Annotated in this window: 12 protein-coding genes; 8 read left to right on the top strand and 4 right to left on the bottom strand. The window is 66.2% G+C overall.

The features are described 5' to 3' along the window. Positions 1–40 precede the first annotated feature (40 nt). Positions 41–3,589, top strand: a complete 3,549-nt coding sequence (locus tag ETAA1_RS01825) for a class I SAM-dependent DNA methyltransferase (protein WP_202920589.1) — start codon at positions 41–43, stop codon at positions 3,587–3,589. A gap of 101 nt (positions 3,590–3,690) precedes the next feature. On the opposite strand, the gene ETAA1_RS01820 is transcribed toward ETAA1_RS01825, so the two are convergent. Beyond that, positions 3,691–4,221: an HNH endonuclease signature motif containing protein gene (locus ETAA1_RS01820; protein WP_202920588.1), complete on the bottom strand. Its 531-nt coding sequence runs from the start codon at positions 4,219–4,221 to the stop codon at positions 3,691–3,693. 226 nt (positions 4,222–4,447) lie between these two features. Here ETAA1_RS01820 and ETAA1_RS01815 point away from each other — a divergent pair, with 226 nt between their 5' ends. The 5 genes from ETAA1_RS01815 to ETAA1_RS01795 all read left to right on the top strand — a co-directional run bounded on the left by ETAA1_RS01815 (position 4,448) and on the right by ETAA1_RS01795 (position 8,575). Beyond that, positions 4,448–5,578: an EVE domain-containing protein gene (locus tag ETAA1_RS01815; protein WP_145233794.1), complete on the top strand. Its 1,131-nt coding sequence runs from the start codon at positions 4,448–4,450 to the stop codon at positions 5,576–5,578. 64 nt (positions 5,579–5,642) lie between these two features. Beyond that, positions 5,643–6,467, top strand: a complete 825-nt coding sequence (locus ETAA1_RS01810; RefSeq protein WP_202920587.1) for a hypothetical protein — start codon at positions 5,643–5,645, stop codon at positions 6,465–6,467. 309 nt (positions 6,468–6,776) lie between these two features. Beyond that, positions 6,777–7,445, top strand: a complete 669-nt coding sequence (locus tag ETAA1_RS01805) for a hypothetical protein (protein ID WP_145233790.1) — start codon at positions 6,777–6,779, stop codon at positions 7,443–7,445. A 15-nt stretch (positions 7,446–7,460) separates the two neighbouring features. Continuing rightward, the gene (locus ETAA1_RS01800) at positions 7,461–7,997 is read left to right on the top strand and encodes a hypothetical protein (RefSeq protein ID WP_145233788.1); all 537 of its coding nucleotides are present in this window, start codon (positions 7,461–7,463) and stop codon (positions 7,995–7,997) included. Between the two features lie 137 nt (positions 7,998–8,134). Beyond that, positions 8,135–8,575: a nuclear transport factor 2 family protein gene (locus tag ETAA1_RS01795; protein ID WP_202920586.1), complete on the top strand. Its 441-nt coding sequence runs from the start codon at positions 8,135–8,137 to the stop codon at positions 8,573–8,575. Between the two features lie 98 nt (positions 8,576–8,673). Here the strand turns inward: ETAA1_RS01795 and ETAA1_RS31355 are convergent, their stop codons facing one another. Next, positions 8,674–9,873, bottom strand: coding sequence for a pPIWI-associating nuclease domain-containing protein (locus ETAA1_RS31355; RefSeq protein ID WP_202920585.1), 1,200 nt, complete (start codon positions 9,871–9,873; stop codon positions 8,674–8,676). 455 nt (positions 9,874–10,328) lie between these two features. Between ETAA1_RS31355 and ETAA1_RS01785 the strand changes: the two genes are divergently transcribed. Further along, positions 10,329–11,492, top strand: a complete 1,164-nt coding sequence (locus tag ETAA1_RS01785; protein WP_145233785.1) for a hypothetical protein — start codon at positions 10,329–10,331, stop codon at positions 11,490–11,492. Positions 11,493–11,633: 141 nt separating this feature from the next. On the opposite strand, the gene ETAA1_RS01780 is transcribed toward ETAA1_RS01785, so the two are convergent. Together ETAA1_RS01780 and ETAA1_RS01775 are read right to left on the bottom strand one after the other, a co-directional pair. Further along, positions 11,634–12,932, bottom strand: coding sequence for a hypothetical protein (locus ETAA1_RS01780; RefSeq protein ID WP_145233783.1), 1,299 nt, complete (start codon positions 12,930–12,932; stop codon positions 11,634–11,636). A 112-nt stretch (positions 12,933–13,044) separates the two neighbouring features. After that, the gene (locus ETAA1_RS01775) at positions 13,045–13,224 is read right to left on the bottom strand and encodes a helix-turn-helix domain-containing protein (RefSeq protein ID WP_145233781.1); all 180 of its coding nucleotides are present in this window, start codon (positions 13,222–13,224) and stop codon (positions 13,045–13,047) included. A gap of 370 nt (positions 13,225–13,594) precedes the next feature. On the opposite strand from ETAA1_RS01775, the gene ETAA1_RS01770 reads away from it, so the two are divergent. Further along, the gene (locus ETAA1_RS01770) at positions 13,595–13,789 is read left to right on the top strand and encodes a hypothetical protein (protein WP_145233779.1); all 195 of its coding nucleotides are present in this window, start codon (positions 13,595–13,597) and stop codon (positions 13,787–13,789) included. Positions 13,790–13,814: the final 25 nt, after the last annotated feature.

Here is a 13,814-nt window from a genome sequence, read left to right as displayed (position 1 = left end):
CCAAGGAACGCCCTGCCGGACTGAGGGCGGTAGATTCAGGATGACCGAATCGCACGACTGTGCAAGCAACCCGTCGAGTGACGCGATGGCCGCCCAAACGCTCACAGCCGATTCGTTCATCTCCCGGTGGGAGAAATCGGGTGCGGCCGAGCGAGCGAACTACGCCCTGTTCTTGAGCGAGTTGTGCGACCTCCTCGAAGTAACCCGCCCCGAACCTGCCCAAGCGGACAGTACCCAGAACAGTTACGTGTTCGAGCATCCCGTTCTCTTCGACGACGGGCTGGGCAACACGACCACAAAGTTCATCGACCTGTACAAGCGAGACTGCTTCGTTCTCGAAGCGAAACAGGGAAGTGACAAGGCCGAGGCAGCGAAGGCTGACGCCACCAGCCCCCCAAAAAAGGGGCGGAAGGGAACTGCCGTGCGGGGAACGCACGGCTGGGATGATGCCATGCTCGCAGCCAAGGGGCAGGCAGAGTTGTACGCCAAGGCGCTCCCGGCCTCGGACGGATGGCCTCCCTTTCTTGTCGTCGTCGACGTCGGACACAGCATTGAGCTCTACGCAGACTTCGCCCGCACGGGCAAGACTTACGTGGCGTTCCCGGACTCGCGTTCCCACCGGATTCCGCTCCGTAACCTGACCAAGTCCGAAATCAAGGAGAGGCTCAAGAAGCTTTGGACCGACCCGCTGTCACTCGACCCAAGCCGGTACAGCGCGAAAGTAACCCGAGAAGTAGCGGTCCAGCTCGCAGAGCTTGCAAAATCGCTCGAACGTTCCAAGCATCCGCCGGAGCTCGTTGCCAGCTTCCTGATGCGATGTCTCTTCACGATGTTCGCGGAAGATGTGGGCTTGCTCCCGAAGGAGAGCTTCAAAACCTTCCTGAAGAGTCGGCGGGGAAAGGTCGACTCGTTCCCGGCCATGACCCGCTCGCTGTGGGAGGCGATGGACCGGGGTGACTTTTCGCCGATTCTGGAGAAAAAGCTCCTCCGGTTCAACGGCCAGCTCTTCCACAACGCCGAGGCGCTCCCCCTCACCGACGCACAGCTCGAACTGCTCATCACCGCGGCAAGCTCGGATTGGCGCGAAGTCGAGCCGGCCATCTTCGGCACGTTGCTTGAGCGAGCGCTTGACCCGGGCGAGCGACACAAGCTGGGAGCGCACTATACGCCACGTGAATACGTCGAGCGCCTCGTCATCCCGACAATCGTCGAGCCGCTGCGAGAGGAGTGGGAGGCGGCGAAGGCGGCGGCCGTCACGCGCGCCAAGGCCGGTAAACTCGATGACGCTCGGGGCGAGGTCCAGGAATTCATTAACCGCCTTCAGAAGGTGACCGTTCTGGACCCCGCATGCGGAAGCGGGAACTTCCTGTACGTGACCCTTGAGCACCTGAAACGCATCGAGGGCGAAGCCCGGGACATGCTTTCGAGCCTCGGCGGAGTTCTCTCGTTCGAGGCCGTCGGCTTCACCGTCGACCCGCACCAGTTGCTCGGAATCGAGGTCAATCCCCGGGCGGCCGCTATCGCGGAACTAGTCCTCTGGATTGGATACCTGCAATGGCACTTCCGGACGTTCGGTAATACCCAACCCGCCGAGCCGGTCATCAAGGCATTCCGGAACATCGAGTGCCGCGACGGGGTCCTGAGCTTCGAGCGGAAGGACGTCCTGCGCGACGACAGCGGCAACCCCGTCACTCGATGGGACGGGAAGACGATGAAGACCCACCCCGTCACCGGGGAGCAAGTGCCGGACGACACCGCGCGCGAGCCATGCTCTCGGTACGAGGACCCGAAAGAGGCCGTTTGGCCGGCGGCCGACTTCGTTATCGGAAATCCGCCGTTCATCGGGGTCCGTGACGTTCGGCTCGCCCTCGGGGACGGCTACGTCGACGCGCTCTGGAAGGCATACCCCGACATGCCGAGAACGGCCGACTACGTGATGTACTGGTGGCACAAAGCGGCGAAGCTGGTTCGTGAGGGTAAGGCCCGCCGCTTCGGGCTCATCACCACGAACAGCATCACCCAGACCTTCAACGGCCAGGTCGTGCAGACCCACCTTGCCGACGAGGAGAACTTCTCTCTTGCGTTTGCCATCGCCGACCACCCGTGGACCGACGCCAGCGACGGCGCTGCCGTCCGCATCGGAATGACCGTCGGTTTGCGCGGGGCACTGCCCGGGGTTCTCGGCGTGGTCGAAAACGAATCGGACACCGTTACCCTCGGCTACTGCAAGGGGCGAATCAATTCGGACCTGACGGTCGGGGTGGACGTCCGCGCCGCAAAGCCGTTGCGGAGTAACGAGAATCTGGGCCTCCAGGGCTGCAAGCTCGTGGGCGACCGCAAACTCGACGGCGGGGGGTTCTTCGTCCAGCCGAGCGAACGGCAGGGACTTCTGGTCGGTCGGGCTGAACTCTCGCGGTTCCTCCCCCGCTACGTCGTCGGGAATCACATCGTCAAGCAACCCCGGGAGGTGTACGCCATCGACTTCTTCGGCCTCAGCCAGGAGCAGGCCCGCGAACAGTTTCCGGAAGCTCTTCAACTCCTCTACGACCGGGTCAAGCCGGCTCGCGACCAGAACCGCCGCGAATCGCGGAAGCGGAACTGGTGGCTGTTCGGAGAGAACGCCCCGAAGCTCCGCCGCGCGTGTCAGGGGCTGACTCGCTTCATCGCCACGACCGAGGTTGCCAAACACCGCGTCTTCGTTTTTGTTCCCCTCCCTGGCACGCTGGCCGACGGCTCCATCGTCGCGATAGCTCACGAGGATGCCTTCGTGTTGGGTGTTCTATCCAGTCGGATTCACGTAACGTGGGCCCTGGCTGCTGGTGGTCGGATGGGGTTCGGCAATGACCCGCGGTACCAAAACGGGCCCTGCTTCTCACGATTTCCGTTCCCTGTCTGCTCGGACGAGCAGAAGGCGAAGATTCGTAACGTGGCCGAACGGCTCGACGCTCACCGCAAGCGGCAGCAGGCGATGCACGCGAGTCTCACGCTCACGGATGCCTACAACGTGTTTGCAAAGCTGCGAGCCGGAGAGGCACTGAGCACGGACGAGAAAGGCACGCACGACAAGGGCCTAGTTTCCCTCCTGAAGGACTTGCACGACGAGCTCGACCGGGCCGTTTTTGAGGCCTACGACTGGCCGACATCGCTCGGCGAGCAGCAGATTCTTGAACGGGTAGTCGCACTTAACGCCGTTCGTGTCTCCGAAGAAAACCGGGATGAAGTCCGATGGCTCCGGCCCGATTTCCAGAAGCCCGCAGGGGACGCGGGTACTCAATCGCCGCTCCCCCTAACGGAAGAGGAAGAGACGGTCTCCACTGCGAAGACGGTCGCGGCCCGCACCCCGTGGCCGAAAGCACTAGCGGCTCAGGCTCAGGCGGTCCGCGTCGCGCTCACGGCCCAATCCGGTCCCATAACGGCGGAGCGGCTTGCGAAGACCTTCCTGAGGGCTCGCGTCGACAAGGTGGCCGAGTTGCTTGAGACGCTTGCCTCCCTCGGGCAGGCCATCGAGATTTCGGAGGGCAGATACGTGAGCGCAGCTCAGCGGGGGGGAAGGCAGCGCCAACCGATGGCGAGTACTTCTGCCCCGTAGCTCTTCTGCTCCTCGCCCTACGGCCGCTGACCGACACGTAAGGTGGGCGGAGCGGCTGACCCCGGCGGGGACGGCGCCACCGTCGAACCAGAGGAAGTAGGTCACGGGGCCACCGCCGCGACCGCCGCCGTCGGCTCGGCGCGCCACCGCCGCTTTTGCGCGATGTCATGGATGGCCGAGAGGCTCACCCCGAGCTCCTGCGCGATGGCCTTACGCGCCACGCCCATCTGAAGCGCGAACCGCACCCCGACAACATTTTCAGCGGTCAGTTTCGCGTTCGGATGATTCTCGCCGTAGCGGGCGGTTCCGTGGCGCCGGGCGTCGGCGGCGTTCGCCTGGTGAGTCCCGTACTCCAATGAAGAAGGCCGGTTGACGAGCTTGTCGCCGTCAACGTGCCGGACGACCTGGCCAGGCGGGCGCGGGCCCAGAAATGCCTCGGCCACGAGGACGTGGACGTTCCGAATCGAGTCCTTCACGCAGACTCGTACGGACACCGCCAGGTAACCGTTCTTTAGGACCCGCTCCTTCAACAGCTGGACGACGCCGTCTCGCTCGGCCCAGATGTGGCCTTCGTCGTCGGCGTAGTGCGCGGGCTCGGGCAGAGAGGGGATGCGGCGGAGTTCGGTGGGCATGGGTCGGTAGGGGTGCGGGTGGGCTTCCGGTCTATCAGGATTTACACCGGCAAGCCCACCGACCCGTTCCAGATTCTTGGACATCGCGCAGGACAGCGGCAGTGGAGAGTCCGCCATCGGCGGTCGCTATGTACCTCAACAAGCAGGCGACTTTTTGCTCGGTCGGTCGCGTCGCACCTGATACGCTTCTGACACACCCTCTGCTTCACGCCGCGGCGGCTCGCCCATGACCTACTGGCTCGACCTGTTCACCGGCACGACCTGGGAGGAGTTCCGGAAGGCGGGGGCGAAGGTGACCGGGTTCCGGGAGCACCAGTGGGCCCGCGCCCAGGCCATCGAGCCGGGCGACGTCTTCCTGTGCTACCTGGTCGGGGTGAAGCGGTGGGTCGGGGCCCTCAAGGCGACCAGCAAGCGGTACAAGAGCGACGAGAAGATTTGGAAGGAAGAGTCGTTCCCGGTCCGGTTCGACGTCGAACCGCTCGTCATGCTGCCGCCCGAGCACGGGGTGCCGATGGAGCAGTTCGAGGGGAAGCTCTCGTTCTTCCCGGCCGGGGGGACAGCCAAGCAGTGGTCGGGGTTCCTCCGCAGCTCGCCCACCCGGTACAAGCCCGCGGACGGCGACGGCATCCTCCAGGTCCTCCAGGACACGAAGGCCAAGCCGGTGTCCCGGCCGGTCGACAAAAAGAAGCTGTTGCGGTCCGCGAATCTGTACAAGACCAAGCTCCGCCAGGGCGGCGAGGAAATCGACGCGGTCGTCGGCGTCCCGGTCGCCGAGGTCGATGCCGAGCCGGACGCGCCGCTCCAGACCGGCGGCCCGACCCACACCGAGATTCAGTACCGGCTTCTCGACCTTGGGTCCCAGATGGGCTTGAAGGTCTGGGCGCCGAAGTCCGACCGTGGAAAAACATGGAACGGGGCGGCGGTCGGGTCGGTACCTCGATTGCTGGGGTCGCTCCCGACGAACTTCGACGACGTGACCAACAGCATCGTCGAGAACATCGACGTCATCTGGTTCAGCGAGGAGAACGCCATCGTGGCGGCGTTCGAGGTGGAGCACACGACGGCCGTCTACTCGGGGCTGCTGCGGATGTCGGACCTCATCACGATGCAGCCGAACATCAACATTCGGCTGTACCTGGTCGGGCCGGACGAGCGATACACGAAGTTCAAGAAGGAGATTCCGCGGCCGACGTTCGCGTACCGGAAGACCCCGCTCCACCGCATCTGCGGGTTCCTGCCGTACTCGAAGCTGTGCGCCCGGCTCGACCTGCTCAAGGACATGGTCAAGCACGTAAAGCCGGAGTTCTTGGAAGACGTCGCCGAGTTCTACGACCCGGCCGACGAGCTGGAAGCGTAGTAACCTGGCGACACGGCGTGCAGACCCTGTCGCGTTGGCCCCGAGGGCTTCTCGGATGCCGTTGATGTTCAACACCCTCCTCAAGCAGGAGGGCCTGTCCCTGGCCGAGGTCCGACTGCTCCGGCACAAGGACCGCAGCGCGGCCAAGGGGCGTTCGCCCTACGAGCTGTGGCGGGACCACCCCGAAAAGTTCCACAGCTACCAGTCGAGCCAGTCACTCGACAACGAACCGCGGCTGACCGGGGCGTACTGGGCGGCGTTCGTCGTCTCCCCGACCGACGAGACCCTGTTCGCCGGCCTCTACAGTGTTGCTGGGAAGAAGGTGCTGGACCAGGACCTGCCGATGCCCCACAAGGACGGTGTGGACCAGGCCGGGTCGTGCCACTGGTACGACCTCACTCTGACCGACCACCTGAAGGACCTCGCAGGCCGGCTTGTCGTAGCCTGGGGAGGCGGCTACCTGAGCTGGATTCAGCGGGCGGACACCCAGGACAAGGTGGTCCTCGAACTCCGGGCGGCGTTCACCGAGCCCGCGTTCCCCGGTTACCTGAACTTCATCCGGCCCCTATCCGGGCTGGACAGCCTCCACACCGGGTGGGTGGCGGCCCTCCGTGCGGTGAAGGGGGTCTACGTGCTGACGTGCCCCAAGACGCAGGAGCAGTACGTCGGGTCGGCGTCCGGCGCAGACGGGTTCTGGGGCCGGTGGCAGGACTACGTCCAAAATGGTCACGGCGGCAACGTGGGCCTGAAAAGCCGTGACCCGAGCGACTACCAGGTGGCCATCCTTGAGGTGGCAGGGACGGCCGCGACGCCAGACGATGTGCTGAAGATGGAGGCCCTCTGGAAAGCGAAGTTGCGGACCAAGGAGATGGGGCTCTGCAAGAACTGATTGCCCCCCCTGCGATAGATGCGGCGCCCGCAACCCGGCCACGCCGACCCATAGCCCCGCAGCGCCTCCACTTCGGCGGGGTGGGCGAGTGCTTTGTGCAAGAGGGCGAGTGTGGTACGATTCAATTTGGAGAGCAATCGTCGGAACACCCACATGAAGGGGCACCTGATGGGCGGAACGGCAGTCAAGGTTAAGCCATTCAAGCGGGGCTGCCCCCCGGCCAAGATGCCCGAACCTGTCGTCTGTGGGGAGCGCCGGGCGTGCGGCCCTGACGACGCCGAGCCCGTCCAGCCGTTTCCGACCGAAGGCGTGTTGTTCGACAACATGGACCTCCGCATGCCCGAGTTGCAAAGCCGCATCGGGGGGCGGCCGGGGAAGGTCCGGTCCTACAAGATGATTTCGGTCTACGTGGACGACCAGGGGCGTCTTGAGCACTACGGGTCGGGACCCAATTTCCAGGGCGGCTGCCTGACGCTCTGCACCTGCGCCCACCAAATCCGCACGGAGAAGCACGCCGCCGACTGGGAGGGCTGCTGGCTGGCCGGTTTCACCAGCCCCCGGCTGTGCGACCGGACCTGGTTGTTCTACCTGGCTCAGGTCGGCGCAGGCTACCCAACGGCGGCCGGCATGTGGACTGCCCTTCCCGCTCTCCAGGGGGCGAAGTCCACTCGACAGCATCGGCTAGGGGATATGTTTGAGCCGAGGCTCACTTCGTCCTTCTCGAACCCGTGCAAGTCCACGTCCTACTACCCGCCGATGGTCGGACACAGCCACCGCAGGACGGCCGCGACCGACGACTGGAAGAAGGACATCGAGTTCAGCAACGCGCAGTTCGGCCGACACGCTGCGTACCTCGTCGCCGACCCGGCGTTCACCTTCCTGTGGCAGACGCCGGCGCTGTTCCTGGAGCACCACGCGAGGAACCAGGGCTGGGAGAGCGTGGACGTGTTGTTACAGCGGCTGATTGCAGTCCATTGAGACCGAGGTCCAAGCATGAAGTACTGGTGCGCCAACTTCGGGCAAGAAGATTGCCTCCGGCATGGTATAGCCGGGATGTTCTGGCTCATGCACTACCAGTACGCGGAAGGGGATACTGGCAATAGGCGAAACCGGATTGCTGTGAACTATTCGCGGCTCCGGGAGGTCCGAGAAGGGCACATGCTGGTGGCCTATCTTCCGACGAACACGTTCTTCGCGTACGGCGAGGTAATCGCCCCCAGGCTTCGGGCAACCACTCCTGGCGTCCTTGACAAAATCAAGGATTACGTCACTCAGTACCAAGCCTACGAGAGCGGAGTTGTGTACTTCGACGACGCCATCGCCTACGAGAATCACACGAGTCCGTGGCGAGCGCCGGAGGGGACGAGTTACCCGGTGCGGATTGACGTGGACGCATGGCAGAACTACGAGCCGGATGGTGTCGTGGTAAACGTGGTGAACGAAGTGCCCATCAACGAGCGTATCTTCGCTCTCTTTGAGCTAACTCAGGAGCAGTTTGAGCGCATCGTGGCACGGTTGCGGTCGTGCTGAACACGACGCAGGCGAGGTCCCCGCCGAACCGCCGCCGCGACGAGTCCAGCGGCGACGCGGCGAGGGTGATGCCGGGCTTGTCCTCGGGTTGTGAGGATGGTTACCATCCGGGCCGTCACCGAGGCGAGGAGTGCGAGATGCGGACCTGCGTGCTTGCCGCCGTGGCCGTCGTGGTGGTTGCCGGCGCCGCCAGGGCCGACGACGGGAAGGACGTTCGCGACCTGGCCGCGCTCTACGCCAAGGCCGCCAAGGACAAAGACCGGGCCGGGCTGGAACGCCTGCTCCGCCCGGATTACCACGGGGCCCGGGTGCCGGTCGGGGAAGTCGAGGGCAAGCGCGAGCTGACGCGCGCCGAGGCCGTCGCCCTGTGGACCGGCCTGGGGCAGAAGCACGCGGGCCTGTCGTTCACGACCGCGAGGGTCAGGCTGTACGGGGCGACCGCGGTCGAGACCGGTTCGTTGACGGTCACCATAGGGCAGCGGGGCGGCCCGTCCGCCCACATCTTCAACGACGTGGGCTACACCCGAGTCTGGGTGAAGGGCGACGCCGGCTGGCAGCTCGCGCACGAGTCGTACTGACGAAGCGCCTTCCGCAGGACAGGCAATCACCTGCACGACCAGCCGTGCGAGTCTCGGCGGCGGCGACGCGGCCGAGACGGCTCGGGGCGGCCTGCCGTTTAAAGCCTGCCCGTCACCGCGACACGGTGCGTGACGAGCATGAAGCGGAACAGCCCCTCGGTCCGGTTCTTCATGTCCCGCAGTTGCTCATCCGAGAACTGCGGATTGACGCCGTGCGTGCCCTTCTGAAACACCCCGATGAACTCTAAGACCGCGTCGACATCGGCGTTCAAGAACCCGCCGAACGAGTCCTTGAGGTCGCGGGTGAGGAACTGCACTCGCGCCCGCCGCGTCGGCTTGTTCCTGTCGTAGTGCTTCGGGTCCTTCGTCCATTTTTTCAACTCGTCGTCCGGCGCAAGCGCGTGAAGAAGATGGGTGAACAGCTCGCGGTAGGAAGTCACGAAGTGGCGAATGTAGTCGGTGTGGCGGGACGCGAACGCTTCCCGCGCGCCCTTCAGGAGTTGCACGAGTTCGGGGTCTAGTTCGGCCACCAGACCGGTGAGCAAGTCGGTGGTCTCCGCCGCCAGTTCGTCCGCCACCGCCCGTTCGACCAGGACAGCCTCAGCATCCTCCTCCGTCTCGGAGGTCGAGACCACCAGGGCGGCCTGGTTCACGAGCTCGGCGGCGGGGAGCTCGGTGAGCTGGGCGGGAAGCTCCAGAACCCCGAGGTCAGAAGCGGCAACCTCATCGAAGTAGGAGCGAAAGCCCGCCTGTAACTCGCCCTGAGACTCTGTGAGCCCCGCACGGTCGTGTTCGGCAAGGCCCAGCCTGGAGCCGAGCGAGCCCTCCTTCACCCGTGAGAAGGCCCCGTCCGCGAGAGCAGAGCGCTCGAACAGCACCGACAAGTGCGCCTGGAGCGGCAGGGCGAAGCCAGCCTCCACCGCGGAGATGCCTCTGAAAATGGCCTTCCAATCAGCGAGGGCGCTGAGCCTCGCGGCGTCGAACGCGGAGCTCATCCTCTGGGTTTCGTCGCTAAGTAATGCTCGAACCGTAGCGTTAACTCGCACAGAATCAAGCATCGAGGCGATGGTGCTGGTCGCGCTGAGCGACACGCCCGGGAGCGGGACCAGCAGCGTCTTCAAGTCAGGGAAGATGGCCTTCTGAAGGGCGAGCTGGGACCCAACCATCGCCATGAGGCTCGGTTGGGCGCGTAGCTGGGCGAGGATGCCGCCCTCCAAGGCGAGCGCGGGGTTGAACATCTTCTTATGCAGCCCCTCCAGCTCCATCGCCCGGCGCAGTGGGTCGTTCAGGTCCACCATCGGGCCCTCAAGTAGTACTGCGCGGACTTCGTGCAGGGACGCCCCAGTCCCGCACCCAGGTTGATGGATACTACTGTACAGGCAGGGGTTCGCTCACTCCAAGCCTCGCGCCTCGCTTCGCGTGCTGCGGCGAGCCAGGAGGCAGTGTCACGCAGGCGAGGCTAGGGCGGCCGTAGCAGAAGCGCCCTCCCCAGCCGTCATTAGGTCCGCGAGCCACGCCGCGACGTCCGCGGCCGGCATCCTCGTCACTCCCCAAACCCCCTTGACGAGTTGGCCGGCCCGCTCGGTCTCAACCGGCCGTGCCGGTGGAACTAGGACGACCGGTCGTGTCGGTCGGGACGGCGCGGCCGGCGAGTGACCCCTTCACGGCACAACCGCAGGGTACAGTCGTCCACCACCCCCGGCCGATGGAGGACGGCCGCACGGCGGCGCGTTCCACCACGAGGACAGCGGGCATGGGGTTCTTCACCGGCCGGGTCTCGTTCCTCCGGTTCGCCGTCCAGGGCGACGCCCCGCGGGCGTTCGGCGACGAGCACCTGGATAAGCTCCGGGAGCACGCCGCCGGCAAGCAGGCGGTGGCCGCGGCGGACGGGGTAGAGGCCGGGTGGGCGGCCGGGAAGTCCGTCCTCGACGTCGCCTTCGACCTCGAAAAGAACGTCGTCAACGACTGCCTGACGTTCGACCTCCGGGTGGACTCGGAGAAGCTCCCCGGCGACCTGCTCAAGGCGTACTACGAGGCAGACCTGGCCGCCCTCGCCCGCGAGAACCCGAGCGGGCTCGCCTCGGCCAAGCAGAAGAAGGAGGCGAAGGAGAGTGCCCGCGAGCGGCTGGAGCACGAGGCCCGGGATGGGCGGTACAAGAAGCGGAAGTGCTCCCAGGTGCTCTGGGACCGGTTCTCGAATGAGGTGTTGTTCGGGGCCACCTCGTCGTCCCTGGCGGACCGCCTGAGCCACCTGTTCGGCTCGACGTTCGGGGCCGGGCTGGAATTGGTCACCGCCGGCCGCCGGGCCGAGCTGCTCGCGGCCCAGCTAGGGCTCACGGGGTCGGCCGACGCCCCGTCCGGGTTCGTGGCCGGGGCCGGGGACGAGGTCGCCTGGGTGCCCGGGGGCGGGCCGCCCGACTTCCTCGGCAACGAGTTCCTCCTGTGGCTGTGGTTCCTCACGGACCGGGACGCGGACTCGGTCCAATTGGCCGACGGGAGCGAGGTGACGCTGATGCCGGCCCGGACGCTCACCCTCCAGTGCCCGCGGGGGGTGACCGGGACCGGGACCCTTGCCAGCGACGGCCCGACCCGTCTGCCCGAGGCCCGGCGGGCGGCCCAGGCCGGGAAGCTGCCCCGGAAGATGGGGCTGACCCTGGTCCGCCACGACCAGCAGTACGAACTGACCCTGCACGCCGAGACCCTGGCGGTGGGGTCGTGCAAGATGCCGGACCTGCCGGAGGACGTGACCAACGCCCGGGCGAAGCTGGACGAGCGCGCGTCCCAGTTGCGGGAGCTGGTGGAGACGCTCGACCTGATGTACGGCCGGTTCCTGGCGGTCCGGCTGTCGGCCGACTGGGCCGGCGAGCTGGAGCGGGTGCGGCGGTGGCTCACCCACACCGACAGGCAGGCGGCCTAGACGGCAAAGGCGTCTCGAACGCCGTGCAAGGCGAGGTCAGGCAAGAGAGGGCGTGCAGTGGCGCCCTCCCCACCTCGTCCGCCCCTCCGCTCCAGCCGCCGCCCCGAGCCTCGGGGCTTCGGCGGGCCGGGCGAGGCGGCGTCACGCGGCCAGGGCCTTCGGGTCGGCCTGCGGACGCACCCCCCAGACCGCGTCGAACTCGTCCAGAAGCGCGCGGCGGACGGGCTCGACGTACCGCTCGGTCGTCACCAAACAGTCGTGGATGGTCAGCAGCGGGGCGTCGGGCAGCTCCTCCGCGAGCCGCCCACACGTCCGCCAGATGACCAGCCAGGACTCGACCGTCTGCATGTAGCACGGCAGCGGGGCGTGGTTGCCGCGCTTCAGGGCGTCCAGCACCACCCACAGCCCGGGGAATTCCTGACGGAACGCCGTGACCACGTCCGACTCCACGCCCCCGGCGCCGGGCGGCCGGTCGTAGAGGGTGGCCAGGAACCGCTTCTTCACCTGGTCCCGACTCAGCCCGGTCCGGGAGACGAATCGGGAGTACAGGTCACCCTTCAGGCAGACGTCGACGAAGCATCGGGTGTCGCTAAGACATTCGGATGAACAGTCTGCAAGATACGGTATACGGTCTGCGACCGCCATTCCTCCCTCTCCGCCCACCCTCTCCGCCCATTCCCTCTCCATCTGCCTGGAGTAGTCCCTCAAGTCCTCATTCCTCAAGACCTTCACCCAGTTCAGCACGGCGAGCCCGAGGAGGAGTGGCTGGGAGGTCTTGACGTCGACCCCGACGAGGGGCTCGCCCACGCTGTCCAGCGTCAGGTGGTAGCGGTACTCCCGGCGGAGGTTGGTGAGGTTGGAGTGAACCCGCCCGTAGCGGCACGGCCAGAACCGCCGGTGGCCTTCCGCCCACGCCCGTAGCGGGAGCACGTCGGCCGGGTAGCTCGGGGCGACACTCAACCGGTCGAACCACCTCGCCAGGTGGCGGTGGACGGGGGCGGACAGGTGGGCATGGGTAGTCCCGCCCGCCGGGGGGGACGCGAGCCGCTTGACGAACTCGTGGTGGGTGAAGGGGACTACCCGGAACTGGGCCTGGCGGTACGCCGGGGCGAGCCGGTACGACCTGCTGTACCCGCACTGACCCTTCCAGCCGGTGGAGTACGACGAGTCCTCCTCGATGACGCCGTGTTCGAGCAGGGGGTCGATGACCTCCCGGCGGTAGTCGGAGCCGAGTTGAGCCTTGAGCAGGGGCGAGTACATCGCCTGGAACTCGTCCGGGTCCCTGCCGGCGACGTGCTGGCCGAGGTACAGCCGGCCGACGAAGTAGGCCGCCGCGTCGCGTCGGCCGGCCGCGATGAACGAGAGGTCGAGGTTCTCGGGCAGGTAGGTGTGTACGGGGCAGTCGTGGCCGACTCTTGCGCCATCGGAGCGGGGTATCATCCTGTGTGGCGACTCCATAAATGGGAAATCGGGGCGGCAACCCCGAGTCTCGAACGGCTACCCGGCGGGGCGGCCCTCTCGCTTGGCGGCGGGGGAACCGTCCCGTCGGCGTTTAGCCCAGCGCCCGGCGGACGACCGCCGCCAGGTCGTCGAGGCGGAACCGGACCACGCCGCCGATGGCCGCCCCCTTGAGCAGGCCGCGCTTCCGCCACCGGTCTATCGTGCGGACCGTCACCTTGAACTTGTCAGCAGCTTGTTTCCGGGTCACGAGCTGGTCGTCTGCGTTCGTCATCTGCGTACCTCCCTCTTCCGGGATTTACACCGGGCGTCGTCGGGGAGGCACTTTCTTGAGGCGTGAGGGCATCCAGCAGGGACGGGGATGGCCTGCTTCCTGCCGGGTGATGCTCAGCGCGGACACGTTTCCCCGCGAAGACCGGATGGACGCCGCCCGCGCAGGCGCGTCCGAATAGCCCTTCACACAGCCCCTGTTGCACCTTCAGCCGGCGCGGCGCCGGTCACGGTGTGCCGAATCGGCCTCCGTTGTCAGCACAAGTGTCTGGGCGGGTTGCACCCGACCTCGGGGGGCGCGAGAACACACGCGGATGTCGCCGCGGAACCCGCTCACCCGCAGGACGGGGTAAATCCTGGGGGAGGAAATCGCGATGGACGACCTGGTGTCGAGCGGGCTGAAGCTCCCCGCCGCCGAATTGACCGAACTGCGGCAACTGGCCCTGCTGAGGTCCATCCGAAGCGGGGAACGGGTGACCGTCCCGGACCTCGTCCGCCCGCTCATCACCACCTTCCTGCTGGCCAACGTCGGGGAGGTCCGAGAAGCGATGGAAATGTTAGGCGGCTGAGCCTTGCGTGGGCGCGGACTGACCC

The sequence above is a fragment of the Urbifossiella limnaea genome, assembly GCF_007747215.1.
In the GTDB taxonomy this organism is placed as follows: Bacteria; Planctomycetota; Planctomycetia; order Gemmatales; family Gemmataceae; genus Urbifossiella; species Urbifossiella limnaea.
This window is presented reverse-complemented; position numbering and strand designations above follow the sequence as displayed.

Coding starts and splice junctions, on each gene's coding strand:
- ETAA1_RS01820 (WP_202920588.1), bottom strand. CDS start 4,221: ATGCCCACCGAACTCCGCCGCATCCCCTCTCTGCCCGAGCCCGCGCAC.
- ETAA1_RS01825 (WP_202920589.1), top strand. CDS start 41: ATGACCGAATCGCACGACTGTGCAAGCAACCCGTCGAGTGACGCGATG.
- ETAA1_RS01780 (WP_145233783.1), bottom strand. CDS start 12,932: ATGATACCCCGCTCCGATGGCGCAAGAGTCGGCCACGACTGCCCCGTA.
- ETAA1_RS01785 (WP_145233785.1), top strand. CDS start 10,329: ATGGGGTTCTTCACCGGCCGGGTCTCGTTCCTCCGGTTCGCCGTCCAG.
- ETAA1_RS01770 (WP_145233779.1), top strand. CDS start 13,595: ATGGACGACCTGGTGTCGAGCGGGCTGAAGCTCCCCGCCGCCGAATTG.
- ETAA1_RS31355 (WP_202920585.1), bottom strand. CDS start 9,873: ATGGTGGACCTGAACGACCCACTGCGCCGGGCGATGGAGCTGGAGGGG.
- ETAA1_RS01775 (WP_145233781.1), bottom strand. CDS start 13,224: ATGACGAACGCAGACGACCAGCTCGTGACCCGGAAACAAGCTGCTGAC.
- ETAA1_RS01815 (WP_145233794.1), top strand. CDS start 4,448: ATGACCTACTGGCTCGACCTGTTCACCGGCACGACCTGGGAGGAGTTC.
- ETAA1_RS01800 (WP_145233788.1), top strand. CDS start 7,461: ATGAAGTACTGGTGCGCCAACTTCGGGCAAGAAGATTGCCTCCGGCAT.
- ETAA1_RS01810 (WP_202920587.1), top strand. CDS start 5,643: ATGTTCAACACCCTCCTCAAGCAGGAGGGCCTGTCCCTGGCCGAGGTC.
- ETAA1_RS01795 (WP_202920586.1), top strand. CDS start 8,135: ATGCGGACCTGCGTGCTTGCCGCCGTGGCCGTCGTGGTGGTTGCCGGC.